The 26,331-nt window shown below is 64.1% G+C and carries 27 protein-coding genes, 1 tRNA gene and 2 pseudogenes; 14 read left to right on the forward strand and 16 right to left on the reverse strand.

From position 1 onward, the window contains the following. Positions 1–9: 9 nt before the first annotated feature. From ACVWYI_RS00375 to ACVWYI_RS00390, 4 genes are all read right to left on the reverse strand, one after another. Complete coding sequence (locus ACVWYI_RS00375) at positions 10–834, reverse strand: ABC transporter permease (RefSeq protein WP_247348599.1); 825 nt, start codon at positions 832–834, stop codon at positions 10–12. Next, positions 827–1,600 carry an ABC transporter ATP-binding protein gene (locus tag ACVWYI_RS00380; protein ID WP_456660893.1) on the reverse strand — a complete coding sequence of 258 codons (774 nt, stop codon included), beginning with the start codon at positions 1,598–1,600 and terminating at the stop codon, positions 827–829. The genes ACVWYI_RS00375 and ACVWYI_RS00380 overlap by 8 nt, the downstream gene beginning before the upstream one ends. Before the next feature lie 155 nt (positions 1,601–1,755). Next, a complete protein-coding gene (locus ACVWYI_RS00385) occupies positions 1,756–2,760 on the reverse strand; it encodes an ABC transporter substrate-binding protein (protein WP_456660894.1) in 1,005 nt (334 codons plus the stop codon). A 66-nt stretch (positions 2,761–2,826) separates the two neighbouring features. After that, a complete protein-coding gene (locus ACVWYI_RS00390) occupies positions 2,827–4,191 on the reverse strand; it encodes an FAD-dependent oxidoreductase (protein ID WP_456660895.1) in 1,365 nt (454 codons plus the stop codon). 113 nt (positions 4,192–4,304) lie between these two features. Between ACVWYI_RS00390 and ACVWYI_RS00395 the strand changes: the two genes are divergently transcribed. Then, complete coding sequence (locus ACVWYI_RS00395) at positions 4,305–5,189, forward strand: LysR family transcriptional regulator (RefSeq protein WP_456647814.1); 885 nt, start codon at positions 4,305–4,307, stop codon at positions 5,187–5,189. Between the two features lie 132 nt (positions 5,190–5,321). Here ACVWYI_RS00395 and ACVWYI_RS00400 read toward each other — a convergent pair whose 3' ends face one another. Next, a complete protein-coding gene (locus ACVWYI_RS00400) occupies positions 5,322–6,125 on the reverse strand; it encodes an enoyl-CoA hydratase-related protein (protein WP_456660896.1) in 804 nt (267 codons plus the stop codon). Between the two features lie 160 nt (positions 6,126–6,285). On the opposite strand from ACVWYI_RS00400, the gene ACVWYI_RS00405 reads away from it, so the two are divergent. Then, entirely contained in the window at positions 6,286–7,260 is a 975-nt protein-coding gene (locus ACVWYI_RS00405; RefSeq protein ID WP_247445424.1) for a ketopantoate reductase family protein, read from the forward strand. 3 nt (positions 7,261–7,263) lie between these two features. Here the strand turns inward: ACVWYI_RS00405 and ACVWYI_RS00410 are convergent, their stop codons facing one another. Further along, complete coding sequence (locus ACVWYI_RS00410; RefSeq protein ID WP_456660897.1) at positions 7,264–7,941, reverse strand: alpha/beta hydrolase family protein; 678 nt, start codon at positions 7,939–7,941, stop codon at positions 7,264–7,266. 126 nt (positions 7,942–8,067) lie between these two features. Here ACVWYI_RS00410 and ACVWYI_RS00415 point away from each other — a divergent pair, with 126 nt between their 5' ends. Next, positions 8,068–9,213 carry an acyl-CoA dehydrogenase family protein gene (locus ACVWYI_RS00415; protein ID WP_456660898.1) on the forward strand — a complete coding sequence of 382 codons (1,146 nt, stop codon included), beginning with the start codon at positions 8,068–8,070 and terminating at the stop codon, positions 9,211–9,213. 215 nt (positions 9,214–9,428) lie between these two features. Continuing rightward, a complete protein-coding gene (locus ACVWYI_RS00420; protein WP_456660899.1) occupies positions 9,429–11,039 on the forward strand; it encodes an ABC transporter substrate-binding protein in 1,611 nt (536 codons plus the stop codon). Between the two features lie 20 nt (positions 11,040–11,059). On the opposite strand, the pseudogene ACVWYI_RS00425 reads toward ACVWYI_RS00420, so the two are convergent. Continuing rightward, positions 11,060–12,200: pseudogene (locus ACVWYI_RS00425) on the reverse strand (amidohydrolase/deacetylase family metallohydrolase). Positions 12,201–12,521: 321 nt separating this feature from the next. Between ACVWYI_RS00425 and ACVWYI_RS00430 the strand changes: the two are divergent. Together ACVWYI_RS00430 and ACVWYI_RS00435 are read left to right on the forward strand one after the other, a co-directional pair. Beyond that, positions 12,522–12,704 (forward strand): hypothetical protein, encoded by a 183-nt coding sequence (locus ACVWYI_RS00430; RefSeq protein ID WP_456660900.1) that lies wholly within the window; start codon positions 12,522–12,524, stop codon positions 12,702–12,704. Between the two features lie 74 nt (positions 12,705–12,778). Continuing rightward, positions 12,779–13,285 carry a hypothetical protein gene (locus ACVWYI_RS00435; protein ID WP_456660901.1) on the forward strand — a complete coding sequence of 169 codons (507 nt, stop codon included), beginning with the start codon at positions 12,779–12,781 and terminating at the stop codon, positions 13,283–13,285. Between the two features lie 929 nt (positions 13,286–14,214). Here the strand turns inward: ACVWYI_RS00435 and ACVWYI_RS00440 are convergent. Next, a tRNA-Arg gene (locus tag ACVWYI_RS00440) sits at positions 14,215–14,291 on the reverse strand. Positions 14,292–14,432: 141 nt separating this feature from the next. Here ACVWYI_RS00440 and ACVWYI_RS00445 point away from each other — a divergent pair. Together ACVWYI_RS00445 and ACVWYI_RS00450 are read left to right on the forward strand one after the other, a co-directional pair. Further along, complete coding sequence (locus ACVWYI_RS00445; RefSeq protein ID WP_456660902.1) at positions 14,433–14,828, forward strand: VOC family protein; 396 nt, start codon at positions 14,433–14,435, stop codon at positions 14,826–14,828. An 82-nt stretch (positions 14,829–14,910) separates the two neighbouring features. Then, entirely contained in the window at positions 14,911–15,204 is a 294-nt protein-coding gene (locus tag ACVWYI_RS00450; protein WP_456660903.1) for a GYD domain-containing protein, read from the forward strand. Positions 15,205–15,261: 57 nt separating this feature from the next. Here the strand turns inward: ACVWYI_RS00450 and ACVWYI_RS00455 are convergent, their stop codons facing one another. The 5 genes and pseudogenes from ACVWYI_RS00455 to ACVWYI_RS00475 all read right to left on the reverse strand — a co-directional run bounded on the left by ACVWYI_RS00455 (position 15,262) and on the right by ACVWYI_RS00475 (position 18,854). Then, a complete protein-coding gene (locus ACVWYI_RS00455; protein ID WP_456660904.1) occupies positions 15,262–15,771 on the reverse strand; it encodes a tripartite tricarboxylate transporter substrate-binding protein in 510 nt (169 codons plus the stop codon). 55 nt (positions 15,772–15,826) lie between these two features. Then, positions 15,827–16,219 (reverse strand): annotated as a pseudogene (locus ACVWYI_RS00460) (tripartite tricarboxylate transporter substrate-binding protein); the annotation flags it as partial. Between the two features lie 51 nt (positions 16,220–16,270). After that, a complete protein-coding gene (locus ACVWYI_RS00465; protein ID WP_456660905.1) occupies positions 16,271–16,642 on the reverse strand; it encodes a cupin domain-containing protein in 372 nt (123 codons plus the stop codon). Between the two features lie 25 nt (positions 16,643–16,667). Beyond that, on the reverse strand, positions 16,668–17,309 hold the full coding sequence (locus ACVWYI_RS00470; RefSeq protein WP_456660906.1) for an RraA family protein: 642 nt from the start codon (positions 17,307–17,309) through the stop codon (positions 16,668–16,670). A 27-nt stretch (positions 17,310–17,336) separates the two neighbouring features. Continuing rightward, positions 17,337–18,854, reverse strand: coding sequence for an AMP-binding protein (locus ACVWYI_RS00475; RefSeq protein WP_456660907.1), 1,518 nt, complete (start codon positions 18,852–18,854; stop codon positions 17,337–17,339). Positions 18,855–19,063: 209 nt separating this feature from the next. Here ACVWYI_RS00475 and ACVWYI_RS00480 point away from each other — a divergent pair, with 209 nt between their 5' ends. After that, positions 19,064–19,696, forward strand: a complete 633-nt coding sequence (locus ACVWYI_RS00480) for a hypothetical protein (protein ID WP_456660908.1) — start codon at positions 19,064–19,066, stop codon at positions 19,694–19,696. A gap of 42 nt (positions 19,697–19,738) precedes the next feature. Here the strand turns inward: ACVWYI_RS00480 and ACVWYI_RS00485 are convergent, their stop codons facing one another. Next, entirely contained in the window at positions 19,739–19,942 is a 204-nt protein-coding gene (locus ACVWYI_RS00485; RefSeq protein WP_247445437.1) for a hypothetical protein, read from the reverse strand. A 28-nt stretch (positions 19,943–19,970) separates the two neighbouring features. Next, positions 19,971–20,978, reverse strand: coding sequence for a 2-dehydropantoate 2-reductase (locus ACVWYI_RS00490; protein ID WP_456660909.1), 1,008 nt, complete (start codon positions 20,976–20,978; stop codon positions 19,971–19,973). 162 nt (positions 20,979–21,140) lie between these two features. Between ACVWYI_RS00490 and ACVWYI_RS00495 the strand changes: the two genes are divergently transcribed. Then, positions 21,141–21,743, forward strand: coding sequence for a YidB family protein (locus ACVWYI_RS00495; RefSeq protein ID WP_456660910.1), 603 nt, complete (start codon positions 21,141–21,143; stop codon positions 21,741–21,743). Between the two features lie 28 nt (positions 21,744–21,771). Next, positions 21,772–22,044, forward strand: a complete 273-nt coding sequence (locus ACVWYI_RS00500; RefSeq protein WP_247348566.1) for a GlsB/YeaQ/YmgE family stress response membrane protein — start codon at positions 21,772–21,774, stop codon at positions 22,042–22,044. Between the two features lie 144 nt (positions 22,045–22,188). Here the strand turns inward: ACVWYI_RS00500 and ACVWYI_RS00505 are convergent, their stop codons facing one another. Then, positions 22,189–22,974, reverse strand: a complete 786-nt coding sequence (locus tag ACVWYI_RS00505) for an SDR family NAD(P)-dependent oxidoreductase (RefSeq protein WP_456660911.1) — start codon at positions 22,972–22,974, stop codon at positions 22,189–22,191. Positions 22,975–23,222: 248 nt separating this feature from the next. Here ACVWYI_RS00505 and ACVWYI_RS00510 point away from each other — a divergent pair, with 248 nt between their 5' ends. Genes ACVWYI_RS00510 through ACVWYI_RS00520 form a run of 3 tightly spaced genes read left to right on the forward strand, consistent with a single transcriptional unit; the run spans position 23,223 to position 26,299 of the window. Beyond that, positions 23,223–24,287: an acyl-CoA dehydrogenase family protein gene (locus ACVWYI_RS00510; RefSeq protein ID WP_354107717.1), complete on the forward strand. Its 1,065-nt coding sequence runs from the start codon at positions 23,223–23,225 to the stop codon at positions 24,285–24,287. Between the two features lie 17 nt (positions 24,288–24,304). After that, positions 24,305–25,465, forward strand: a complete 1,161-nt coding sequence (locus ACVWYI_RS00515) for an acyl-CoA dehydrogenase family protein (protein WP_247445443.1) — start codon at positions 24,305–24,307, stop codon at positions 25,463–25,465. 15 nt (positions 25,466–25,480) lie between these two features. Beyond that, positions 25,481–26,299 (forward strand): enoyl-CoA hydratase/isomerase family protein, encoded by an 819-nt coding sequence (locus ACVWYI_RS00520; protein ID WP_456647800.1) that lies wholly within the window; start codon positions 25,481–25,483, stop codon positions 26,297–26,299. The last annotated feature ends 32 nt before the right edge of the window (positions 26,300–26,331 follow it).

The following is a 26,331-nucleotide window of genomic DNA, read 5'->3' on the forward strand; positions in this document are numbered from 1 at the left end:
CCATTGCAGCTACCGCCAGTGCAGCAGCCGCGTCTCCAGCCAGTTGATCACCCTGCCCACCATCAACCCAAACACCGACAGGATCACCACACCCGCCAAGAGCTGATCCGTCTGCATCAGGTTGCCGGCCTGAAGCACGAACGCGCCGATGCCGTATTGCGCGCCGATCATCTCGGCGCTGACGACGAGCAGCAGCGCCACCGACGACGTGATGCGGAAGCCGGCGAGGATTGCGGGCAGTGCGCCGGGCCACACCACCTTGCGCACGATGGTCGCGAACGGCACGTTGAAGCTCTGCGCCATGCGGATGAGATTGCGCGGCACCGCATCGACGCCGCTATAGACCGAGATTGCAGTCGAGAAGAACACGCCGAGCGCAATGGTCGCGATCTTCGGCTCTTCGCCGATGCCGAGCCAGAGAATCAACAGCGGCAACAGCGCGATCTTCGGGATCGGAAACAGCGCCGAGATGAAAGTAATGCCGACGCTGCGCGCCAGCCGCGACAGACCGATGGCAAAGCCGACGGCGACACCGGCCGCCGTGCCGAGCAGCCAGCCGACACCGATGCGCAGGAGCGAGGCGGACAGATGCTGCCACAGCGCGCCCGAGATCGCGAGCTGGTAGATCGCCCGCGCGATCGCGGACGGCGCCGGCAGGAACAGCGGATTGACGAGACCGGTGCTGCCGGCAGCCTGCCAGATCGCAATGACCAGCGCGAGCGCGATCCAGCCGCCGAAACGGCTGCTCGCCGGCACGAAGCCGGCGCCGCGAAAGCGGACGCGTCGGACCAGTTCATCCTTCGCAGATGTTCCCGCCGGAGCGCGATCAAGCATGCTGGACCTCGCGCTCGGCATCGATCGCCTCGTTGCGGATCAGCGACCAGATCTGGTTCTGAAGCGCGAGCAGCTTTTCACGGGCTGCAATTTCGCCGCGTTCGGCGCGCGTCATCGGCACGCTCACGACCTCGCGAATGCGGCCGGGACGCCGCGACAGCACCACGATGCGGTCGGCAAGCCGCGCCGCCTCTTCGAGATTATGGGTGACATAGACCGCGCCCATGCCGCCATCGGCGAGCAGCCGGACGAAATCCTCCATCAGCAGTTCGCGGGTCTGCGAATCCAGCGCCGACAACGGCTCGTCCATCAGGAGAATGGCAGGCCTGACCGCAAGCGCACGCGAGATGCCGACGCGCTGGCGCATGCCGCCTGAAAGCTGTTTTGGATAGGCCTTGCGAAAATCGGTCAGGCCGGTGCGGCGCAAGGCATCGTCGACCAGCGCGCGGCGCTGTGCGGCCGAGATCTCGGTGTGCAGCAGCGGAAATTCGACGTTCTCCTCCACATTGGCCCAGGGGAGCAGCGCGAAATCCTGGAATACGAAGGTGAGCGGATTGAGACTGTCGGCCGGCGGCGCGCCGCGCAGCTCGGGCGCGCCGGAGGTCGGCAGCAACAGCCCACCGAGGATCGACAGCAGCGTGCTCTTGCCGCAGCCCGAGGGCCCCACGATCGCCACCACCTCTCCGGCGCTGACGGTGAACGAGACGTCGTCGAGCACGGCGAGATCGGCGAAGCGATGGGTGATGTGGTTGGCGATCAGGTCCATGGGAAACTCCCCGTCCTCGTTCCTTCACCCTGAGGTGCCGGAGCGAAGCGTAGGCCTCGAAGGGCGACGGCCCGGCTGCATCCGGGCCGTGCATCCTTCGAGGCTCGCTTCGCGAGCACCTCAGGATGAGGGGTTTGGAACAGCGCGCGCATCAATCAATCCGCCTTCACGAAGTCCTTGGCGATGATCGAATTCGCATCAAAGCCCTTGTCGGCAAAGCCCTGCTCCTGGAGCCATTTGATCTGGTTGTCGACGTTCTTGACGTCGAGCTTGCCGTCGGGATCGATATAGGCGCAATTGCCGACCACCTGCTCGACCGGCAAATTGGTGTACTTTGCGATGATCTCCAGCAGCGGCTTTGTCTGCTCGTTGATGGGCGCGACGCCGTCCTTCATCGCGGCAAGGATGACGTCGTGATATTCGCGATCGGCCTTTGCCAAAGCGCCGAGCAGCTTCGTCACCAGCACCTTGTTGGTCAGCGTCTTCGGCGAAGCGAACACCGCGCCCAATTGCCAGGGTGTCTCGTCGCCGACCCAGCCGAGAAACTTCGCGCCGCCTTCGTCCATCAGCTTTCGCGCGGTGGAGATCGGCAGCAGTGCTGCATCCACAGTCTCGCCCTTCAGCGCGGCCGCCGCATTCGAGAGCGATTGCAGCGGCACGATCTTCACCTCGGCGAGCTTGAAACCATATTTGTCAGCGAGCAGGCCAAGCGAATAGTGAAAGCTCGAGCCGACCTGCGTCATCGCCACGCGCTTGCCCGCGAGATCCTTCGGCGTCTTCAGCCCGGCGGCATAGGCGTTGTTGCTGGCGAAATAGCCGATCAGGGGATAGCCGGCCTTCTCGCGGCTCATGCCGCCGATCACCTTCACCACGCCCTTGCCGGCGAGATTGTAGAGACCAGCCGTGAAGGCGGTGACGCCGAAATCGATGTCGCCGGAGGTGGTGGCCACCGCGATCGGCTGCGCCGCATCGAAGAATTTCAGCTCGACGTCGAGGCCGGCCTCGCGGAAATAGCCCTTGTCCTGCGCGATGAAGACGGGCGCGGAGGACGACAGGCGGAGCACGCCGATCCTGGCCTTAAGCGCGTCCTCGGCCCGGGCCGTGCCCATCGCTGTGATCGCCACCAGGCTAGCTAGCGCGAGCCGCACAATCCCGATCATCCCGTTTCCTCCAGTGGTTCTTTTGGTGGTTCTCTTGGTCGTTCTCTTGGTCGTTCTTGCAGCCCGTCAGAGCCCTTCGGGCACGGGCTGGTCCCGGCCGATGAAGGCGCCCTGTTGTTTCAACGTTTCCTGCAGCTTTTCAACCGGGATGTCACGCGGGATCCGGTTTCCGGACAGCGCCAGCGCGGCGGCGGAACCGGCCGCCTCCCCCATCACGAAACAGGCACCGGAGACCCGGGCCGCCGACTGGCCCTCATGGGTCATCGAGGCGCAGCGGCCGGCGACCAGCAGATTGTCGACACCTTCGGGCACCAGCATGCGGTAAGGCAACTCGTTATAGCCGCGCGATTCCGGGATTGGCGGGAAAGTAAAGACGACGTCGCCGGGAACATGGGCCTCGATCGGCCAGCCGTTGACGCCGATGGAATCCTCGAACGAGGCGCAGCCGAGCACGTCCTCGCCGCTGAGCTGGTAGCCGCCCGTGATGCGGCGGGTTTCACGGATGCCGAGCTGCGGCGGCAAATCGACGATATAGGATTTTTCAAAGCCTGGCACGGTGCGCAGGAATTCGAAGGCGGCGAGCGCCTGCTTGCGGCCTTCGATCTCGCCGCGGGTAAGGTCATCAGGCTCGATGCCGTTGATGGCGTGGCCGTCCTCCCGCGCCACTTGCGTAAAGTTCACCCGCCATTCGATGCCGGACTTCTGCGGGCGCACGATCGCGCTTTTGCGCGGGAATGTGTGCGTGCCGGCGGCGATGGCCTTCTCCATCAATTGCGGGATGGTCCGCCATGCCTCGCCCGCCTTCTCTGGATCGATGCCGTTGAGACGGAGCATCATCGAGGGGTACATCGGATGGCCGTGTTCGTCGCCGAATTCGAACGGCGCGCCGGCCCAGACCGCGAGATCGCCGTCCCCCGAGCAATCAATGAAAATCTCTGATCGCACCGCCTGCCGGCCCGCCTTGGTCTCGACCATCAGCACGTCGATGCGGCTGTTATCGCCCATCACCACGCCGGCACCGAGCGCGTGGAAGAGGATGTGCACCTTGTGGCTGGCGAGCAGTTGGTCGGCCGCGATCTTGTAGGCGGCGGTGTCATAGGCTTGGGCGAAGACCTTGCCGAGAATCAGATGCGGCGCGTTGAGGCCGTTCAAATGATCGATCCGCGCCAGCAGCTCGGACGCCATGCCCTGCACCAGCCTGTGGGCCTGGCCGTAGACATTGCCGTGCAAACCGCAAAAATTGGTGACGCCTGCGGCGGTGCCCATGCCGCCAAGGAAGCCGTAGCGCTCGATCAAGAGCGTCTTCCGCCCCGCGCGCGCCGCTGATGCCGCCGCCACGATGCCGGCCGGACCGCCGCCGAGCACGACGACTTCATATTCGCCGTAGAGCGGCACCTGGCGCGCCGGTTCTTCGATCGTCATGACCTGCATGGCGCGTCCTGCTCCCAAAATCTCTTGCTTGGGCCGGACTATGAATTAACGCGGGCCGGGCTACAATCTACCAAAATAAGCGATCACCGTTCTCGAATCGCGAAAGGCCGGAGATGGACATCCTGGTAAACCTTCAGGCGTTCCTCGCCACCGCGGACGCGGCCGGATTTTCCGCCGCGGCAAGAAAGCTCAATGTCGCGACTTCGGTGGTCGCGAAGCGGGTCACCCAATTGGAGACGCGGATCGGCACGCCGCTGTTTCATCGCTCGACGCGTCAATTGCGCCTGACCGCGGCTGGCCAAGAATATGTCCACCGGGCGCGCAGCGTGGTCGCCGATGTCGGCGATCTCCTGTCGCGCATGGGCGAGAAGGGCCATGATCTTATCGATCATTTGCGTATCAAGGCACCGACATCGCTGACCATCGCCCGGCTTGCCGATGTGTTCAGCGCGTTCCAGACCCAAAACCCGAAGCTGAAACTCGAAATCGTCCTGATCGACCGTCCCGTCGATCCGGTGACGGAAGGCTTCGACATCGCCATCGGCGCCTTCCCGCACTCCTTCGGCGGCGTAGTGGACGAGCCCTTGTGTGCACTGAAGCGGCTGCTCTGTGCTTCACCTGCCTATCTGAAGAAACACGGAACGCCAAAGCATCCGCGCGATCTCGTCGAGCATCGCTGCCTCAGCTTTCTGCCGACGGGGCCGGAGTGGATTTTTGACGGCCCGCGCGGCCGCATCAGCATCCAGGTCAGCCCGCTGCTCTCCTCCAACGAGGGCCATGTGCTGGCGCGCAGCGCGACCGCGGGCAACGGCATCGCGTTGATGTCGCATTATCTCGTCGCGGACGCGTTACGCGACGGCACGCTCAAACCGGTGCTGCGCGACTTTCCGATCCCGGAATTGTGGGTGAAGGCCGCTATCCCCGAGCGACGGCGCAATGCGGCCGCGGTGCAGGCGCTGCTCACGCTGCTAAAAACGTCCCTCGCGACGTCATTATGAGAAAGTTGCGCCAAGTGCGCGAGGGCCGTAGCGCGTATGAGCGATATGCGGGTCCCTTTTGGCATTGCCGGATGTCGCTTCGCTCATCAGGGCTACATCCCACATCCACAGCATCTGCCGTGGCTGCTGAGCTCACGTCGTTCCGCCGCCCCAATTCCCCGCCCGCTTCTCCGCGAACGACGCCAGCCCCTCCGCGGCTTCTGCACTCCGTCGCTTCAGCGAATGCAGATGCACGAGCCGCGTGTAGGCCGCGTCGTCCACCGCCATGCCGCCAAACGAGCTCTCCAGCGCCAGCCGCTTGGTCTCGGCCATCGCTTCAGGTCCATTGGCAAGCAACTGCTCGACCACCCTTGCGCCGGCGGCGTCGAGATCGGCGAGCGGCACCACCTCGTGGACGAGGCCGATGCGGCGGGCGTCCTCGGCGCCGAAGCGTTCGCCTGTCAGTGCGTAGCGGCGGACTTGCCGTACACCAATGGCATCGCAGAGCTGCGGGATGATGATGGCCGCGGTCAGGCCCCAGCGCACCTCGGTGATCGAGAACAAGGCGTTGTCCGCCGCGATCACGACGTCGCAGGCTGCGATCACGCCGGTGCCGCCGCCAAAGCAGCCGCCCTGCACCAGCGCGACTGTCGGGATCGGCAGTGTGTTGAGCCGCTGCACGGCCTCGAAGGTCGCACGCGACGCCGCCTCGTTCGCATCAGTCGATTGCGGCCGCACGCCGTTGATCCATTTGAGATCGGCGCCGGCCTGGAAATGCTTGCCATTGCCCCGGAGCACCACGACGCGAAGGTTGGGCTTGCTGCCGAGATCGTCCATGGCCGCAAGCACGCCTGCGATCAATGCGCCGTCATAGGCATTGTTCACCTCGGGCCGGTTCAACGTGACGGTCGCAACCCCACGCGTATCCAGGGTCCACAGGACGGGGCTGTCAGTCATTGGCGATCCCTCCGGTCGTTTGTTTGCCCTGCACTATGACCGAGGCCGCTCGTTCCGATCCATATCTTTCCGGCGTAGGGCAGCCGCGTCCATCGCATGGCGGCTTGTGTCATGCTGCCGCCGGGCGGCATTCAAGGGACCAGGGACGGGACATCACACCATGCGCATCTGCATTTTCGGCGCGGGCGCCGTCGGCAGCCATATCGCGGTCAGGCTGGCCCGCGCCGGCCACGAGGTCTCGTGCGTGATGCGCGGCGCCCATCTGGAGGCGGTCCGCGCCAATGGCCTCAAGCTGCGCGTCGGCGATTCCGAGGTCTCCGCCAAGGTGAACGCCTCCGGCGATCCGGCCCAGCTCGGCCCCCAGGACGTCGTGATCTCGACGCTCAAGGCAACCGCGCTCCAGGGGCTGGTCGCCAGCATCAAGCCGCTGCTCCAGGACGACACCGCGATCGTTTTTGCGCAGAACGGCATTCCCTGGTGGTACGGGATCGGCCTGCCGCCGCGGCATCCGACACCGCCCGACATTTCCTTCCTCGACCCCGGCGGGCGCTTGCGCGCATGCATTCCCAAAGAGCGGATCGTCGGCGGCGTCGTCTTCTCCTCCAACGAGGTGACCGCGCCCGGCGTGGTGCACAACCTCACCCCGGACCGCAACCGCCTGCTGATCGGCGAATGCGACGACCGCAATTGCGAGCGCATCACGACGCTCCGCGGCGTCTTCAGCGACGCACGGCTGGAATCGCCGGCGGTCGCCGATATTCGCGAAGCGATCTGGTCAAAGCTGCTGACCAATATGTCGCTGTCGGTACTGTGCCTGCTCACAGGTCAGACCGCGCGCGGCGTGCGCGACGATCCTGCGTTCGCCGACGTCATTCCGCGGATGCTGAACGAGGCCAACGATATCGCGCAACACTTCATTCCCGAGGTCAAGCGCGTGAGCCGCAGCGGCCCCGCACCCAATCACAAGCCGTCGCTGCTGCAGGATTACGAGCTCGGCCGCGCCATGGAGATCGACGTCCTGGTGAAAGCGCCCGCCGCTTTCGCACGCACCGCCGGCCTGTCGACGCCGACGCTTGACCTGATCGCTGCGCTCGCGATCCAGAAGGCGCGCGACAAGGGGCTTTATTCGGCGTGAGCTTCAGGCGAGCTCGTCGATCCAGCCCGCGAGCGTAGCAAGCACCTCTGTCAGTGCCTCATCGTTGCTGCGGCCGGACTTTTTCAACACCGCGAAGGAGTGATCGCCGCCTTCGACCTCATGCAGCGTCGCCTTTGGGCTGAGCGCCTTGATGACGGGCTTGAGATGGCCGGGATCGGCAAGCTTGTCGCGCGTGCCTTGCAGGAACAGCATGGGAATTGCGATGCCGGCGAGGTGCTCGGCCCGCTCGGTCGATGGTTTGCCGTCGGGGTGCAGGGGGAAGCCGAGGAAGGCGAGCCCTTTGACATCAGGCAATGGAGCCTTCGATTGCGCCTGCGACGTCATGCGCCCGCCGAACGATTTTCCACCCGCGACGAGCGTCACGCCGGGGCACAGCCGCGCCGCCTGCTCGACCGCCGCGCGGACGGTGGCGTGCGCGACCGCCGGCTGGTCGGGACGCCCCTGTTTCTTCTCCATGTAAGGAAAATTGAAGCGGAACGTCGCGATGCCGCGGTCGGCAAGGCCGGCGGCGACTTTCTCCATGAAGGAATGCCGCATATCCGCGCCCGCACCATGGGCCAGCACGTAACAGGCGCGCGCATTGTCCGGCTGCGTCAGGATCGCCGAGACCGTGCCGATGCGCTCGATGTCGAGCTTGAGCTCTTGAGTTTTGACAGCCACAATCAGACATCCCGACAGACGCTAATCCGGCCGCCTTGGTAGCGTCACCGGCGCAGCCTGAAAACACAATAATTGCCACGGCCGCCCGGCCTACCAAGCCGGAACGCCGCATTGACCGAGGTGACCATGTCCTACCGCTCCTCCTGGATGACCGAAGAGCTCGAAATCTTCCGCGACCAGTTCCGGAAATATTTTGCCAAGGACCTGGCCCCGCATGCCGAAAAATGGCGCGAGCAGAAGATGGTCGACCGCTTTGCCTGGCGCGGGCTCGGCGAGATGGGCGCGCTGCTGGCAAGCGTGCCGGAAGAATATGGCGGCCTTGGTGCCACCTTCGCCTATGATGCCGCCGTGCTCGACGACCTCGAAAGCACGGTGCCGGAGCTGACGACCGGCGTCTCCGTGCATAGCGCCATCGTCGCGCACTACATCCTCAATTACGGATCCGAGGAGCAGAAGAAGCGCTGGCTGCCGAAGATGGCTTCCGGCGAGATGATCGGCGCCATCGCCATGACCGAGCCCGGCACCGGCTCGGATCTCCAGGCCGTGAAGACCACGGCCAGGAAGCAGGGCAATTCCTACGTCATCAACGGCCAGAAGACTTTTATTACCAACGGCCAGGCCGCCGATCTCGTCGTCGTGGTCGCGCGCACCGGCGATGTCGGCGCCAAGGGCATCTCGCTGATCGTGGTCGAGACCGCGGGCGCGGATGGTTACAAGCGCGGGCGCAACCTCGACAAGATCGGCCTGCATGCCTCCGACACGTCCGAGCTGTTCTTCGACAACGTCATCGTGCCGCCGGAAAACCTGCTCGGCGGCGAGGAAGGCCAGGGCTTTGTCCAGTTGATGCAGCAATTGCCGCAGGAACGCCTCGCACTCGCGGTCGGCGCAGTCGCCGCGATGGAGCGTGCGATAAAACTCACCGTCGATTACACCAAGGAGCGGAAAGCGTTCGGCAAGCCGCTGATGGAGTTCCAGAACACCGCCTTCACGCTCGCCGAGCGCAAGACCGAAGCAATGATCGCGCGCGTCTTCGTCGACTGGTGCATCGAGCGCCTGGTCGCAAAGGATCTCGACACCGTCACGGCGTCGATGGCGAAATACTGGTGCTCGGACAAGCAGGTCCAGACCGCCGACGAATGCCTGCAGCTGTTCGGCGGCTACGGCTACATGCAGGAATACCCGATCTCGCGAATCTTCATCGATTCCCGCATCCAGAAGATCTATGGCGGCACCAACGAGATCATGAAGCTGTTGATCGCCAGGTCGCTGTAATCAGGTCGCTGTGAGCGGCTACTTGATCCACTCGTCGGCCACGACAGCTTGCCCTCGAAGATGACCTGCCCGGACATGACGTATCCTGCTCGATCGCAACGAGTTCAAATTTACGAGACAACCCATCATTGCAAGATGCGGCACCAGACCATACGCTGCGTGCGACGGGGCAACCACCATCTGGTTTCGTTTGCGTCACGTCAGGAGACAAGCGAATGGTTCACCTCTCGCGCCGGAAACTCCTCCAGCTTGCTGCTGTTTCGCCGTCTGCCCTTTCCGCCGCCTGGACGGCACCGGCGTCAGCCGCTGCCGGCCCCAAGACCCTCATTGCCGTGATGCAATCGGACCTTCGCGTCACCGACCCCGGATTTACGACAGCCATCATCACCCGCGACCATGGCTATATGGTCTACGACACCCTGCTCGGCATCGATGCCACCTTCAAGGTGCGGCCGCAGATGGCCGACTGGACGGTGTCCGCGGACAAGCTGACCTACACCTTTACCTTGCGCGAGGGCCTGAAATGGCATGACGGAGCGCCGGTGACGGCGGAGGATTGCGTCGCCTCGCTGAAGCGCTGGGGCACGAGCGTCGACGGCATGGCGCGCAAGCTGATGGACTTCACGGCAGGCATCGAAGCCGCAGACGCCAAAACGATCGTCTTCAAGCTGAAGGAGCCCTATGGCCTCGTGCTCGAGACGATCGCCAAGCCATCGGCGATCTGCGCCTTCATGATGCCCAAGCGGCTTGCCGAAACCCCGATCAGCAAGCAGATTCCGGAGCAGATCGGCTCCGGTCCGTTCAGGTTCGTGGCTGCCGAATTCCAGCCCGGCGTGAAAGCTGTTTACGAGAAGAACACCGACTATGTGCCGCGCAAGGAGCCCGCCGAATGGACATCGGGCGGCAAGGTGGTCAAGGTCGACCGTGTCGAGTGGCTGACGACACCGGACTCGCAGACCGCGCTCAACGCGCTGCAATCCGGTGATGTCGATTTCCTTGAAACGCCGCCGTTCGACATGCTGCCCGCGCTGGAGTCGAATCCGGACATCAACGTGGCAATCCTGAACAAGTTCGGCTTCCAATCGTTCGGCCGGATGAACTTCCTGCATCCGCCGTTCAATAATGTGAAGATCCGCCGCGCCGCGATGCTCGCGATCAACCAGAAGGACGTGCTCGACGCACAGATCGGCAATCCCAAATACTACAAGCTCTGCGGCGCATTCTTTATCTGCGATACGCCGCTGGGCAGCGACGAAGGCGGCGAGACCCTGGTCAAGGGCAACGGCATGGCGGATGCCAGGAAGGCCTTGGCCGAATCCGGTTATGACGGCACACCTGTGGTGATCCTGGCCCCAACCGACCAGATCCTGCTGAAAGCGCAGCCGGTCATGGTCGCACAGCTCCTGCGCGAGGCGGGCTTCAAGGTCGACGTTCAGGCGATGGACTGGCAGACCGTGGTCACCCGCCGCGCCAACCAGAAATCCCCGAAGGAAGGCGGCTGGAACATGTTCTTCACCTACCAAGGCGCCGCCGACTCGATGAACCCGCTCGTCAACATCGCGATCGTCGGCAAGGGCACGGAGGGCGGCTGGTTCGGCTGGTCCGAGGACCCCAAGCTCGAGCAGCTGCGCGACGCTTTTGCCCGCGCCACCTCACCGGAAGAGCAGAAGAAGATCGCCCTCGACGTGCAGAAGGAAGCTTACGATCAGGTGATCTACGTCCCGCTCGGCCAGTTCCAGGCGCCGAGCGCATGGCGCAAATCACTGACCGGCGTGATCGACGGCCCGGCAACGCCGATGTTCTGGAATGTCGACAAGAACGAGTAGGCTGACGGCCTCACGAAGCTCTAGTTCGGATGCCACCAGCGGCCGCCGATGACAACGCCTTCGGAACACGATCTTGCGATCGCCGATCAGGTGCTCGCCGACGACGTCCTCATAGTCGAACTGGCCTTCTTTGACCGAGATCAGCGTGGCGTCGCCGACGCTGCCCGGCTTGAGGCTGCCGAGCTCGGGGCGCCGCAGCGCCATCGCAGCGTTGACCGTGGAGGTTGCGATGACGTCGGACAGTGGCATGCCCATGCACAAAAATTTCGACAGGGTCGTCACCTGGTCGAAGGCCGGCCCGTCGATGCAGAGCTGATGGATGTCGGAGGAGATGGTGTCCGGATAGAAGCCGTTGGCGAGCATGGCGCGCGCGGTCTTGAACGCGAACGAACCCTTGCCGTGGCCGATGTCGAACAGCACGCCGCGCTCGCGGGCGTCGAGCACCGCCCGCTTCACTGTGCCCTGCGCGGTCGCGGGCGTGTTGGGGAAGGGCCGGAACGCATGGGTGAGCACGTCGCCGGGGCGCAGGCGCGCCAGTACCTCCTCGTAGCTCGGCGGCGGATGGTCGATATGCGCCATCAGGGGCATGCCGACCTCGTTCGCGACCTCGAGCGCGATATCGAGCGGCACGACACCCGACGTGCCCGAGGAGTGCAAGCCCACGCGCACCTTGATGCCGACGATGAGATCGCGGTTGGCATCGGCCACCCTGGCCGCCTCGATCGGATTCATCAGCCGCAGTTCTTCGCTCTCGCCGACCATGATCCGGTGCGAGAAGCCGAAGATGCCGGCGTGCGAGACGTGCAGATAAGCGAGAATGCGAACCTGGCTCGGCTCGATCACGTGCTTGCGGAAGCCGGCGAAATTGCCGGGCCCCGCGCTGCCGGTATCGACCGCGGTGGTGACGCCGGAGAGGCGGCAGAATTCCTCGGCGTCGATGCCAAGCGAAGTACCGCCCCAATAGACGTGGGTGTGGAGATCGATCAAACCGGGGGTGACGATGTAGCGAGAGACGTCGCGCACATCCGTGCCCGGATCCGCCTTGAGGGCACTGCCGACCGCGGCCACCTTGCCGCCCGCAAAGGCGATATCGGTCACGGCATCGAGCTTCTGGGACGGGTCGACCACACGGCCGCCGCGCAGGATCAAGTCGAAAGGCATTGTCGTCTCCGGATAGGGCAGTGAGGTGTGGCGGGCACGTCAGCCGGGCCAGCAAGGAAGGAAGCCGTTCGCTTCTAGCAATTTTTACGCCGACGAGCGTGGCAAACAGCGGGGACGGCCCTTGAAAAATGGCGATCCGTTCGAGTACGAGGGGTTAGCCAGTGCGGGAGCTACGCCGGGGATCTTGCAACCGCAGCAAAACGCGGCAGCAAGGGCCGCCCAGGCGCCGCTTGGCCGTGCACTGGTTTCAGAATAGGTTACAAGAGCGCAGTGCACTGTTTTGCCGACCAATGGGCATTGACGCTCTTCGCGAAGCGATCGATGACCACGGAAAAATTTGTCACGAAACGTGAATTGAAGTCGGTTTACGGCATTCCGTATTGCTTCACGCACCTTGAACGACGCGAGGCGCGGGGTTGTTTCCTTTGCGGATTCGGCTCTTTGCGAACCGAGGGCATGGTACGCGAATTGGAGGCATGGATCGCTTCGCATCCGCGCGTCTGATCTCGCGACAGGCGCTCTTCGGAGCGCAGAGAGCTGCGGGTCCAACTGCAACTCTCTTTAGTTTGGAGAAAGAAGTGGCCGAAGAAATCAAGGGCTTTTGCCCGACCTGCCTGAGGGAGCAAAATGCGACCATTCTCGCACGACATCGGAACCGGGAGTTCTCACCGGACGACGACAGCATTTTCGTGCAGAATGACCATTACATTTTGAAATGCGGTGGGTGCGATACGATTTTCCACCGACATGACTCTGCGTTTTCAGAGGATACCGACGATCATGGTATCCCGAAGGCTGATGTGCAGTATTGGCCGTCGGAATCGAAGCGCGAGCGCCCAGACTGGCTCGGCGTCGATTTTATTGCCGCGGACCACATTCTCTACAAGCTGACTATCGGTATTTACACTGCGCTGGACCACGATCTTACCGTGCTTGCCGCGATCGGCATGCGCACTGCTTTTGACCGCGCCTCTGAACTTTTAGGAATTGATCCAGGAAAACCATTCACCAAAAAGCTCGATGAGATGGTCGCGATCGGCAAAATCGGAGCATCCGAACGAGGAAAATCTTGCCGTTCTGGTTGATGCGGGAAGCGCGGCGGCCCACCGAGCGTGGGAGCCGGGAAAACAAGAGCTCGATACCATGATGACGATCTTGGAGCACTTCCTCTACAGAGCGTTCATCCTCGATGCCGAGGCGCAGAAGCTCAAAGTGCCGGGCCGGCTGGCGACGAAGAAGACGCCGTGATGACGAACCGGGGCCCGAAAATCCTTTGTATATGGTTTCGCTATTAGTTTCGCTGGTGCTGCGCCGGTAACGCGGCTCAAATTTTGGATTCCGCCACACACCCCTATGCCTAACGGCACGAGAAAACGCTGAATCTGCCTTGAAAGGGAGCGGCTGAGGAAATGGCAAAGACGCCCGGCATTCGCGCCGGGCGTTCGCTTAGTTCATCATCTGCGGTAGCAACACCAGCGCAAGCGCTAGCCGTCCTACGTCGATAGTGAGGACAATGTTCATGGATTTCATCCAAAGATTGCCCCCGCGCCGGGTCGCTAAACCCAACAGTATGTGCTGCGATGATTTTTTGTCTCCGAAGGATATTGAGCCGCGTCCCAGAGCTGAGTACCTTGGCTGGGACGAGTGATCATCCCGATCCTCGTACCGCGCGGTCAGATCATCCCGATCTGTTCAGGTATCACTACCCTACCAGATCCTTGCATTCAGTCAAAACATGCCATCTTCCACGCGCTTTCCGCCGAGCTTTAGGCGTTCAGTATCGTAACCACCCCCGCGACTGGCCGCTCTCACGCGACAGGTCTTTTCGTTTTGCGATGATCCCGTTACAGTCAAGTTTGCACGCGTGCAGGTAGATCTTGTATCATCACCCTTCGATATGCTCGTTGAGCTCGATCCCGTACGTCACTTTCACGATCAATCATGCCAGCCGTTTCTTCCGATCGAGCAGCTTCAACTTCGAGACCGGCGGACGGCGACAAGGTCCATGACAAACTGGCGATCCCGGGAAGACTCGAACTTCCGACCTACGGTTTAGGAAACCGTCGCTCTATCCGGCTGAGCTACGGGACCGCGGAACCCGCGGGACGGGTTCGGCCCCCTCATAGCAGAGCAGGATGCGGTTCGCCAGCCGCAAGGCGGGCCAGATCAGCGTCAACCTGAACGGGACGGCTGTACAATCGCCTCCAGATCCCACTCGGCGGAGTAGCCCACATGATCGAAAGCATCAGCGCCATCACGCTCGGCACGCATGACATGGGGCGCGCCGTGCAGTTCTATCGTTCGCTGGGGTTCGAACTGCTATATGGCGGCGAGGTCGCTGCATTCACAAGCTTTCGCGCCGGCACCGGCTATCTCAACTTGACTGCGCAGCCGGAAGACAAGCACTGGTCCTGGTGGGGCCGCGTCATCTTCTACGCCGCCGATGTCGACGGGGCCTACGCGCGCGCACGCGCCGCCGGGTGGCAGCCGTCGACCGCACCGCGCGATGCAGAATGGGGTGAGCGCTACTTCCATCTCACCGACCCCGACGGCCATGAGCTCAGTTTCGCGCGACCGTTGTCCGGACCGCATAAGTCACATCCGCTGACGTCCCCAACTCGCGAGTAGCGCCGTCTCAGCCGCCGTGGCAAACTCGGCGCAGTTTCCTCAAGCGAGAATTGTATCTGGGTTCTAACCAGGGAGGACGACCATGGTAACCTATGTCGTGCTGGGGAACTTTACTGATCAGGGAGTCCGCAACGTCAAGGACTCGCCGAAGAGGGTCGACGCTTTCAAGGGAATGGCCAAAACGTTCGGCGTGACCGTGAAAGAGATCGTCTGGACGCAGGGACGATATGACGTTGTGACCGTTCTCGAGGCTCCAGATGAGGCTGCCGCAATGTCGCTCAGCCTTAGTCTCAGCGCGCTTGGCAATGTCCGCACCGAAACGCTGCGCGCGTTTTCGGCAGCAGATATGACAAAGATCGTTGGCAAGATGCTCTGACGCTCAAGCCCGCGCCAGCGCACCGGACCTGGGATGGCAATCCCGGGAAGGAGCCTCTCACGCCCGGATATTATTGTCCTTCACCACCTTGCCCCAGGTGGCGACCTGCTTGTCGAAGAAGGTCTTGAAGGCGGGGCCGTCCTCGAGCAGCAGCGTCATCTGCTGGGTCTCCTTGAGCTGCGCCGCGGTCGCGGGCTCGCTCAGGATCTCCTTGGACGCGGTCGCGAGGCCTGCGACGATGTCAGGCGGCGTACCCGTGGGCGCGAAGATGCCCCACCATGCCAGCGTCTCGAAATCCGGAAAGCCCGCCTCGATCGCGGTCGGCGTATCCGGCAGGCCCGGCAGCCGCTCGCGGCCGAGTTGCAGGATCGGACGCAGCATGTTGGTGCCGAGCTGGGCTGCCACCAGCGCCGCCGATCCCGCGATCAGATCGACATGGCCGCCGAGCACGTCGTTCATCGCGGGACCGCCGCCGCGATAGGGCACGTGCATGATCTCGACGCCGGCCTTGTTGCCGAGCACGGTCATGGCGAGATGGCCGAGCGTGCCGATGCCGACGGAGCGCATATTTCACTGCGCCGGGCGTCGCCTTGCAGGCAGCCACCACGTCGGCAAAGCTCTTGTAGGGACGGCCCGCACCGGCCGCGATCACATAGGGCGCGGTGCCGACCAGCAACACCGGCATCAGCTCGCGCTCGACATCAACGGGCGGCTTGTCGAGAATGGACGGGATCACCGCGTGAGAATCGAAGGTGACCAGGAACGTGGAGCCGTCAGGCGGGCTCTTGGCGACCTGCGCCGCGCCGAGCGCGCCGGCGGCGCCCGACTTGTTCTCGACAATGACGATGCGGTTGAGCTTGGTTTGCAGATGGCTCTGGAGCAGCCGCGCCATCGCATCGGTCGATCCGCCCGGCGGAAACGGCACCACCAGCGTGATTTTTGAGGCCTGTGCGCTTGCCGGTGCCATCGCGAGGATGGCGGGCGCGGCCAGCAGCGCCCGTCGTGTGATCGTCATATTGTCCTCCCTGTTTTGCCTTCGCTCTTTGCTTTTTTGCTTGTGAGCGCTTTAAGTCGTCCCGAAACCGGACCCCGCTTTTCTGTATTCCGGTCGCGGTGGACTAAAGATGTCCAGCACGCGGGCGCCGTCGGGGCCGGCGCGCATGGTATGCGGCACATTACCGGGCGTGCGCCAGAAATCGCTCTTCTTCACGGGAATCTCTTCGTCGCCCTGGACGCGGGTCGCGGAGCCGTCGAGCAGCACGCCCCATTGCTCCTCGGGATGATGGTGCAGCGTGCCCTGCGCATGCGGCGCCAGCGTCACCACCGACAGCATCGCCTGCTCGCCGGAGAAGATGCGCGTGGTCACCCCCGCCGCGAGCTCGCGAAACAGCCCGTCGCCGGTATCGTCGAGATTGTGGAATTCCTCTTTCTGGCTCACGCCATCCTCCCCTTCTTTTTTCTGATCAGGATTTTCCATACGAGCCCTGATAGCGGCCTTCGCGGATCGCCTTCAGCGTCTCCTCCTCGCGCGCGACCTGGGCCCGCACCGCTTCCAGCAGCGCCGCGGCACCGGCGGCGGGAAACGACACCACGCCGTCCTCGTCGCCGACCACGATGTCGCCGGGCGAGATCACGCTGCCGCCGATCGAAACAGGCAAATTGATCTCGCCGGGGCCGTTCTTGTAGGGGCCGCGGTGGATCACCGCGCGGGCGTAGCAGGGAAAGTCGTCGGCCGCGAACGCCGCAACGTCGCGGATCGCGCCGTCGATCACATAACCTTCGGCTTTGCGCCACTGCGCGATATTCTTCATGATCTCACCGACCAGCGCTCGCGTCTCGTCGCCGCCGCCATCGACCACGATGACGTCGCCCGGGCCGACCAGTTCGAGCGCGCGGTGGATGGCGAGATTGTCGCCGGGACGGGTACGGACCGTGAAGGCCGTGCCCACCAGCTTGCCGCCGCGATGATAGGGCTTTAGCCCGACGGCACCCGGCAGCCGGGCGAGATTGTCCGAAATGACCGAGGTCGGCGCACCGCGAAAACCCTCGATGATCTCGGCCGGCGGCGGCTTCGGCACAGAGTTCGCAGCGATGGTGATGGTCATGCTCGTCAGTCCTTCCCGTGAATTGTCTTACTCGGCGCGCGCCCGCGCCTTCGCCGGCAGGATCCGGAAGGCGCGCCCCTCCTTCATCCACGCCGCGCGCTCATCGCGCAACAGCGTGCGGCGAACTTTACCGGAATCATCGCGCGGCGGGGCGCTAACGATCTCAAAGCTCTCCGGATGCTTGTAGCGGCTGAGTCTGTCCTTCAGGAAATCCGCCATGCCGTCGGCGATGGCCTGGCCGTCCGCGTCGCCCTCCGGCTCGATGATGGCGTGTACGCGCTGGCCCAGTTCGGGATCGGGCAATCCCACCACCACGCAGGAGCGCACGCCGGGGCACTCAGAGACCGCGGCCTCGATCTCGGCCGGATAGATGTTGGCACCGCCGCGCAACACCATGTCGGCAAGGCGGTCACCGAGATAGAGGTAGCCTTCCGCGTCCAGCCGGCCGATATCGCCGAGCGATTCCCAGCCTTCCGCGCGGCGCTTCGGCTCGGCGCCGAGATAGTGATAGGTGGCGTCCTTGCCGTCATTGTTGAGGAAATAAATCTCGCCGCTCTCGCCGGGCGCGACGTCGTTGCCGTCCTCGCCGACGATGCGTAGGCGCGCCATCTCACCGATCTTGCCGACCGAGCCCTTATGCGTCAGCCATTCCGTGCCGGAGATGATGCATGAGCCTTGCCGCTCGGTGCCGCCATAGAGCTCCCAGATCCGCTCAGGCCCGAGCCAGGCGATCCAGTTTTCCTTCAGCCAGGGCGGCATCGGAGCGGCCATGTGGAAGACGGTCTGCAGGCTCGACACATCGTAGGCGTTGCGCACGTGCTCCGGCAGCGCCCAGATCCGGTGCATCATGGTCGGCACGAAATTGACCCATTGCACGCGCTCGCGCGCGATCTGTCGCAGCGCCTCCTCGGCGTCGAACTTGACGAGGCCGGTGAGCTGGCCGCCGGTAAACAGCGCGTAGTGCGACACGATGAACGGCGCATTGTGGTAGAGCGGGCCGGGATTGAGCAGCGAAACCCCGAAGGGGATATTGAGCGGCGGCGCGGCGACCGTGTCGGTCACCGCCGGCTGGTGATCGAGGATCACCTTCGGCCGGCCGGTCGAGCCACCGCTGGTCATGGCTTTCCAATAGCGCGCCACCGGTGCGGTGAGCGGCTCGTCGGAAAACCCTTCCGGTACGAAATCCGCAGGCAGACGGTTCGGCGCATTCCAGTCGGCCTCGCCGCCGACCAGCAGCGCCGGCTTCAGGATGTCGAGCACCGCTGCGGCTTCGCCGCGCGGCAGGCGCCATGACAGCGAGGTCGGCGTCGCGCCGCATTTCCACACTGCAAAAGAAGTCTCGAAGAATGCATTGCCGTTGGGCAATCCGATCGCGACGAAATCACCGGGCTTGACGCCCTTGGCCGCAAACGCCCGTGCGCGCCGGTTGGCGCCGCGCTCGAGCGCGTCCCATGTCAGCGTGTCCTGCCCGTGACGGACGGCGATCGTGCCTTGCGGTTTGCGCTCGGCGTACCAGCGCGGCACATCGGACAGGGGCAGCAGCATCAGGCGTTTCCACTTCGTCTTCTTGGCGTCGCCGAAGAGGCGACCGCAGGATGAAGTGACGCTGTGACTCCTGCGCCACGTCAAGCAAAAAATGTCAGCATCGCAGCCATGAATTTCCCGGGTTCCATGGGTGACAAGCCGGCCATAAAGGGGCAAAAATCCGACCCGACTCAGTTCGGGTTGAGTTTTGCAAGGAATGCTCTCGTAGAATGTCGGACGTAGTTGCATCGCGTCGTGCGGCGCTTGTCTTGGCGGCAGCTGGATTTTTCCTGCTGGCGCCGTCGCATGCCCAGGCACAATGGTGGAAACGCGCGCCTGTTGACTTCGAGGCATGCGCCGACGCCGCCGAGAAAGCCGCGACCAAGACCGAGAAAACCTCCGCGCTCGCCGACTGCAACGCGAAATTCGCCGGCCGGCGCAAGGCCGGCGGCGGCTACTCCTATTACGACTTCCTCCAGGACCGCAGCTTTGACATCGCCGGCCCCAATCCGACGCCGGAGGAGCAGAAGAAGATCGACGAATCCTACACCGCCTATCTCGCCACTCAGCGCCGCAGCAATGAAGCCGCCCAGGCCGTCGCGCGCCAGCAGCGCGAGCAGCAGGAACAACAGGCGCAACAGCTCCAACGGGTCGCGCTGCGAACCGAGGTCGAGCGTGTGCCTGTGCCGGTCGAGCGGCCGAAAGTGCAGCAGGCCGCCATCGGCGACGCACGGCCGCGGCCGAAGGGCGCGCCCTGCACCAAGGGCTCGTTCTCCTGCGAATGGCCGCGGCTGTCGGATGGATTGAATGATCTGAAGAAGCTGTTCAGCCCGACGCCGAGCAAGCCCGCGAAGAAGGGCTGAGCTAGCCACAGCCGTCATTGGATGGAGATCCGTCTCCCAGCCTCAGTTCGTCCGCTTCGTCTTGCCGCGCTTCGGCTTGACCACCGGTGCGGTTGCTGCGGGTGAACTACCCAACTGTGAACGGCTCTCCTTCAGGCGCGCGTCATAGCCGGGCGAATTCGTGACGGTCGGTGGCCTTGCCTGGGCAAACGTGGAAGCTGCGCAGAGGGCGGCCAGTGCGACCCCGATCGTCAAATAGCGTTTCATCGCAATTCTCCCGTCGGCCGGCGTGAGCTCATGCAACGCCGTGGATCTGCTGCGGCGTCAAGCGCGGCGGGCCCTTGCCCGCGGCCTCAGCCTCGTTGATCAGCGCAACAATGCGGCGCGACAGCGGCACGTCGATGCTGTTCTGTTCGGCGAGCGCGATGATCGCGCCCTGGAGATAGTCGATCTCGGTCTTGCGGCCCTGCTTCAGATCCTGCCACATCGAGGAACGCGCCTCGGGATCGATCTTCATCGTCCTTCCCAGGATCAGGTTGAAGATCGGATCAGGCAGTCTCAGCAAGGTCGGCATCCAGGACGACGGGATCGGCGTCGCCGAGACCGGTGTGATGCCGGCGGCTTTCATCGCGGTCAGCCCCTCCGCCATCTGATCGGCGAACAGCCTTCGCCAGTCGCGGTTCGCCAGTTGCGCCGCGAGCGGCATATCGGACAAGGCGCTGAGCGCATTGTTCAAATTGATGATCAGCTTGCCCCATTGCACGCCTGTGATGTCGCGGCTCGTGCGCATGGCGAGCCCCGGCGCCGACAGCGCTGCGGCTGTGTTCGCCTCGTCTTCGCCAACATGAATGTCGCCGGAGGTCGAGCGGTGGAAGCGGCCCTCGCCCATGCCGATCACGTTGAAAGGCACCATGCCGGCGATCACGCGGCGGCCGCCGAGGCGCTCGCGCAGCACCGCGACATTGCCGACGCCGTTTTGCAGCGATACGATGACGGCATCCTGCGGCGCATGCTGCGCGATCTGCTCCGCGACACCGGCCGTGTCGGCGCTCTTCACCGTGACCAGCACGATACCGGCGCTGTGGAAGATCGCGGAATCTTCCGACAGCGCGAGTTGGCCCGGGTCGAGCTTCTTCGTGGACCCGTCAAAATCGGTCAGAAGCAGGCCGAACCGTTCGATCTCGGCCTTCACCCGCGGCCGCACCAGCAGCGCGACGCGGCGGCCGCCAGCCGTCAGCATGCCGCCGACGAAACATCCGATGGCGCCCGCGCCGGCCACCACGATCGGTCGATCCGTCATCACCTCGCCTTGCTCCCCGAATGTCCGGCCTTCGATAGCAGAGGCGAGGCCGGCTGCCCATCGCGCCGCATCCGCCTTGTAACCGTCATGAGAGCCTCATATGTTTTTGCCCGGGGGCCTATCAGCGGCGAGAGCTCGCCGACGAGAACGCCAAAGGAGAGCATCATGGGTCTACTCGACGTCCTCAACGGCATGCAGAACGGCCCGCGCGGCCCCAGCACGCCAAGCTCTGAGAAGTCCTCGGGCGGCATGTCGCCGATGACCATGGCGCTCCTTGGCCTGCTCGCCTGGAAGGCGTTCAAGCACGTGACCGCGGGCCAGCCCGGCGCGGCACCGCAGCAGTCCCCGACGCCGACGCACCTGCCCCCGCCGGTGAATGCGGGTGCTGGCGGCGGTCTCGGAGGCGTGCCTGGCGGAGGCGGCGGCCTCGGTGACCTGCTCAAGGGCGGCCTTGGCGGCCTGCTCGCGGGTGGCGCGGCCGGCAGCGTGCTCAGCGGCGGTCTCGGCGATCTCCTCAACCAGCTTCAGCAGGGCGGCCACGGCGAGGCCGCCAATACCTGGGTCGGCAAGGGCGAGAACAAGGCGATCGCGCCTGGCGATCTCGCCAACGCGCTCGGCGCCGACCAGATCGAGAGCCTGTCCGCCCAGAGCGGCCTGTCGCGCGACGAGCTGCTCTCCGGCCTCAGCCAGTATCTGCCGAAGGTGATCGACCATCTGACGCCGGACGGACGGCTGCCGACCGAGAACGAGATCTCGGGCAGAATCTGATTTGAGTCAAAACGAGGGGAGCACGGACATGAGCATGGGTGGCTTGTTGTGGATCATCGTCGTCGGCTTCATCGCCGGCCTCATCGCGCGCTGGCTGGCGCCGGGACCGAACAACCCGAGCGGCTTCATCCTCACCACCATCCTCGGCATCGTCGGCGCATTTCTCGCGACCTTCGTCGGCCAGGCGATCGGACACTACAGTCCCGACCAGGGCGCCGGATTCATCATGGCCACCATCGGCGCGGTGGTGGTGCTGTTCATCTGGCACCGACTGGTCGCGAGTGGCGTGATCAAGGGATGACGCACTAAGCCGTCATCCACACCAGCTCCCCATCGTCATGCCCGGGCTTGTCCCGGGCATCCAGTTTCTCCTATCCGCGGAGCAACGCGTGGATGGCCGGGTCAAGCCCGGCCATGACGTGGAGAGAGAGTGTGTCGGGCAATATCACGTAATCAAATGCATCCCCGCATCCATGCGCACGACCTCGCCGGTCATGTTGCTGGAGGCAGGCATCGCCAGGAAGCAGACGAGCTGGGCGATGTCTTCCGCTGATGACGCGACCTTCAGCGGCACCTTCGCCACGACGCTGTCGCGCACCTGCTTGGCACCCGCCTCGCCGCGGCCCTTGGTGAACCAGGGCGTGTCGATATAACCGGGACACACCGTGTTGACGCGGATCAGCGGCGCCAGCGCGCGTGACAGCGACAGCGTCATGGTGTTGAGCGCGCCCTTGCTCGCGGCATAGGCGATCGACGAGCCGACGCCGCTGATGCCGGCGACCGAGGACACGTTGACCACGGCGGCCGGCCGCTCCGAGGCTTTCGCGCCGGCCTCGAGCAGGCTGCGTGCCGCACGTACCATCTGGAACGGGCCGATGGTGTTGACGCCGTAGAGGCGCTGGAAATCTTCCGCCGACAATCCATCGAGATCGGCATGGGCGACATGCTTGGTGGTGCCGGCGTTGTTGACGAGCACGTCGAGCCGGCCCCAGCCGCTGGCTGCCGCGACGATCTTGCGGCAATCGTCATCTTTCGAAACGTCGCCCTGCGCAACCAGAACTTCCGGCGAGCCCGCCTTGCGGCAAAGCTCCGCGGTCCCCTCCGCTTCCTTCTGGCTCGACGAATAGTTGATGACGAGCCGCGCCCCGCTCCGTGCGAGAATTTCCGCGGTCGCAGCGCCCAGGCCGGAGGCGGACCCCGTCACGATTGCGCACAAACTGTCCTTTGCCATCCTGATTTCCTTCCAATGTCTTTGATGCAAGCCTGAGGTAGCTGGTCTTGTTTAGCGAGTTTGCCGCGCCCTGCAAATCAGCAAACTCCGCTAAGCGGAATTAGCTTATCGCCCATGCCCGCGCCGCAGGTTGGCCTGCGATCAGCGCTTGTCAGGGCCATGGCTTTTTCCGATCATCCGGCGCAAGAAGAACCTGCGCGCCCTGCCCTCCGGGCCGGATGCGCCAATGGCAAAACACGGGGAACGCTGTGGCGGAGAGTGACAATATCGTCGTCGAGACCGCGGAGAAGATCTTCGCCGATCTCGCCGATCCGCAGACCGTCAACAACGACAAGAAGGATTCGTGGCAGGCGCCGCTGTGGCACGCGCTGAGCGAGGCCGGCCTGCCGCTGTCCTGGGTGCCCGACGATCTCGGCGGCTCCGGCGCGAGCCTTGCCGACGGCTTTGCGCTGCTGAACGCCGCCGGCCGTTTCGCAGTCGCGGTTCCCCTGGCCGAGACCATGCTGGCCGGCTGGCTGCTGGCGCAGGCGAAGATCGCTTCCCCAGAGGGAGAGATGACGCTGCTGCCGGCCTCGCCGAAGGACCGGATCACACGCGATGCCGACGGCGCGCTCTCCGGCCGCGCCCGCGGCGTTCCCTTTGCGAAAGCGGCAAAGCACTTCGCAGTGCTGGCACACGGCAAGGACGGCGCTGCGATCGCGCTGGTCGACGCCAGCAAGGGGCGGATCGAGACCGGGCTCAATGTCGGCTATGACCACAGCGACACCGTCACGCTCGACAAGGTGCAGCCCGTCACCATCAAGCCCGCCCCGAAGGGCTTTGACCAGACCACCCTGATGCTGATGGGCGGCGTCGCGCGCAGCCTTCAGATTGCGGGCGCGCTGGAAGCGATGCTCGACATCTCCGTGCGCTATTCCAACGAGCGCGTCGCCTTCGAGAAGAAGATCTCCAAATTCCAGGCGGTGCAGCACAACCTCGCCCGCCTCGCCGGCGAGTCGGCTGCTGCGCTTGCGGCTGCGACCTCCGCGGCCGATGCCATCGCCAACGCAAAGTCGTTCGACGACGCGGTCTACCTCGAAGCCGCCTCGGCAAAGATCCGCTGCGCGGAAGCTGCGGAAAAGGGCGGCGCCATCGCGCATCAGGTGCATGGCGCGATCGGCTTCACCCTGGAGCACATCCTGCATCGCTATTCGCTGCGGGCGCTGGCCTGGCGCGACGATTTCGGTTCGGAGAGCCATTGGGCCGTCGAGCTCGGCAAGCTTGTCGCAAACCGCGGTGCCGATGAATTGTGGCCGCTCGTGGCTTCGCGCTGATCAGGGACGAGACAACAATGACCGCTGCCCTCCGTTTCGATCCGATCCGCCTGCCTGAAAAATGCGAGCAATTGCGCAAGGAAGTGCGCGCCTTCCTCGCGGAGGAAATCGCCGCCGGCACCTTCGATCCGCACAAGCCGAACCGCGAAGACACCGACGCGCCGGAATTTTCCCGCCGGGTCGGCGCCAAGGGTTGGCTGGGCATGACATGGCCGAAGAAATATGGCGGCCAGGAGCGCTCGTTCCTCGAACGTTACGTGGTGACCGAGGAAATGCGCGTGGCCAATGCGCCGACACGGCGCTTCTTCGTCGCCGATCGCCAGAGCGGGCCGGTGCTGCTGAAATACGCCCCGGAAAATATCAAGATGGACATCCTGCCGCGCATTTGCCGCGGCGAGATCTGCTTTGCGATCGGCATGAGCGAGCCGAACTCCGGCTCGGACCTGTTCGCCGCGAAGACGCGCGCGACCAAGACCGACGGCGGCTATCTCATCAACGGCACCAAGATCTGGACCTCGTCGGCGCACATCGCCGACTACATGATCGCGATCTTCCGGACGTCGCAACCGACCAAGGAAAACCGCCGTCACGGCCTGACGCAGTTTTTGGTCAAGATGAAGCAGCCGGGCATCCAGGTGAACCCGATCGGCCAGATCACCGGGCAGTACGAGTTCAACGAGGTCGTCTTCACCGATTTCTTCGTGCCTGAGGATCATGTGCTCGGCGAAGTCGACGGCGCCTGGAAGCAGGCGACGAGCGAGCTCGCTTATGAGCGTTCGGGCCCCGAGCGTTTTCTGGAGACCTATTACGTGCTGACCGAGCTGGTTCGCGCGGTCGGCCCCAATCCGGACACGCGCAGTGCCGAAGGCATCGGCCGGCTGGTGGCACAGCTCCACACCATGCGGCGGATGTCGGTCTCCGTCGCGGGCATGTTGCAGGCCGGCAAGGAGCCGGTGGTGGAAGCGTCCATCGTCAAGGACATCGGCACGGTATGGGAGCAGCAGCTGCCGCACCGCGTGCGCGATCTCGCCGCCTTCGTCGAGGAGACCGCGACCAACCGCGAGACGCTGGAGCGGCAGCTCGACTTCGCCATCAAGACCGCACCGAAACTCACCATCCAGGGCGGCACCACCGAGGTGCTGCGCGGCATCATCGCCCGCGGACTTGGTTTGCGCTAACTCTTCGAGGACATCATGAGCACCTATAAAGATATCGGCGTCGAGAAGGTCGGGCATGTCGGCACCATCGAGATTCGCCGCCCGCCGCTTAATTTCTTCGACATCTCGTTGATCAACCAGATCGCGGATGCGCTCGACGAATTCGATCGCGACATCGAGATCCGCAGCTCGGTGCTGTCCGCGCAAGGCAAGGCGTTCTGCGCCGGCGCCAATTTCAAGGACCCGGCGCGACAGGCGCAGGAGGCGCGCGAAGCCGAGAAAACCGCCAAGGGCGATCCGGCCGACAGCCTCGGCGCGATCAACCATCTCTACATCCAGGCGGTGCGCATCTTCCGCGCCAAGAAACCGATCGTCGCAGCCGTGCAGGGCGCCGCCATCGGCGGCGGGCTCGGGCTCGCGGTGTCCGCGGACTTCCGCGTCACCTGCCCCGAAGCACGCTTCTCCGCGAACTTTACAAAACTCGGCTTCCATCCCGGCTTCGGCCTGACCGTGACGCTGCCCGAGCTGATCGGCAAGAACAACGCCGAGCTGATGTTCTACACCAGCCGCCGCGTCACCGGCGAGGAAGCCGTCAAATGGGGCCTCGCCAACGAGCTGGTGCCGCAGGACCAGGTCAAGGCAGCCGCACTGAAGCTCGCCGGCGAAATCGCCGAATGCTCCCCGCTCGGTCTCGTCTCCACCCGCGCGACGATGCGCGCCGACCTGGCCGACCGCGTCATGGCCGCGACCAATCACGAGCTCGAGGAGCAGACCAGGCTGCGCGCGACGGAGGATTTCAAGGAAGGCGTGAAGGCCACGGAAGAACGGCGTGTGGCGAATTTCAAGGGGCGGTGATTGCGTTCTTCCTTCTCCCCTTGTGGGAGAAG

The organism is Bradyrhizobium sp. LB13.1 (assembly GCF_054056815.1).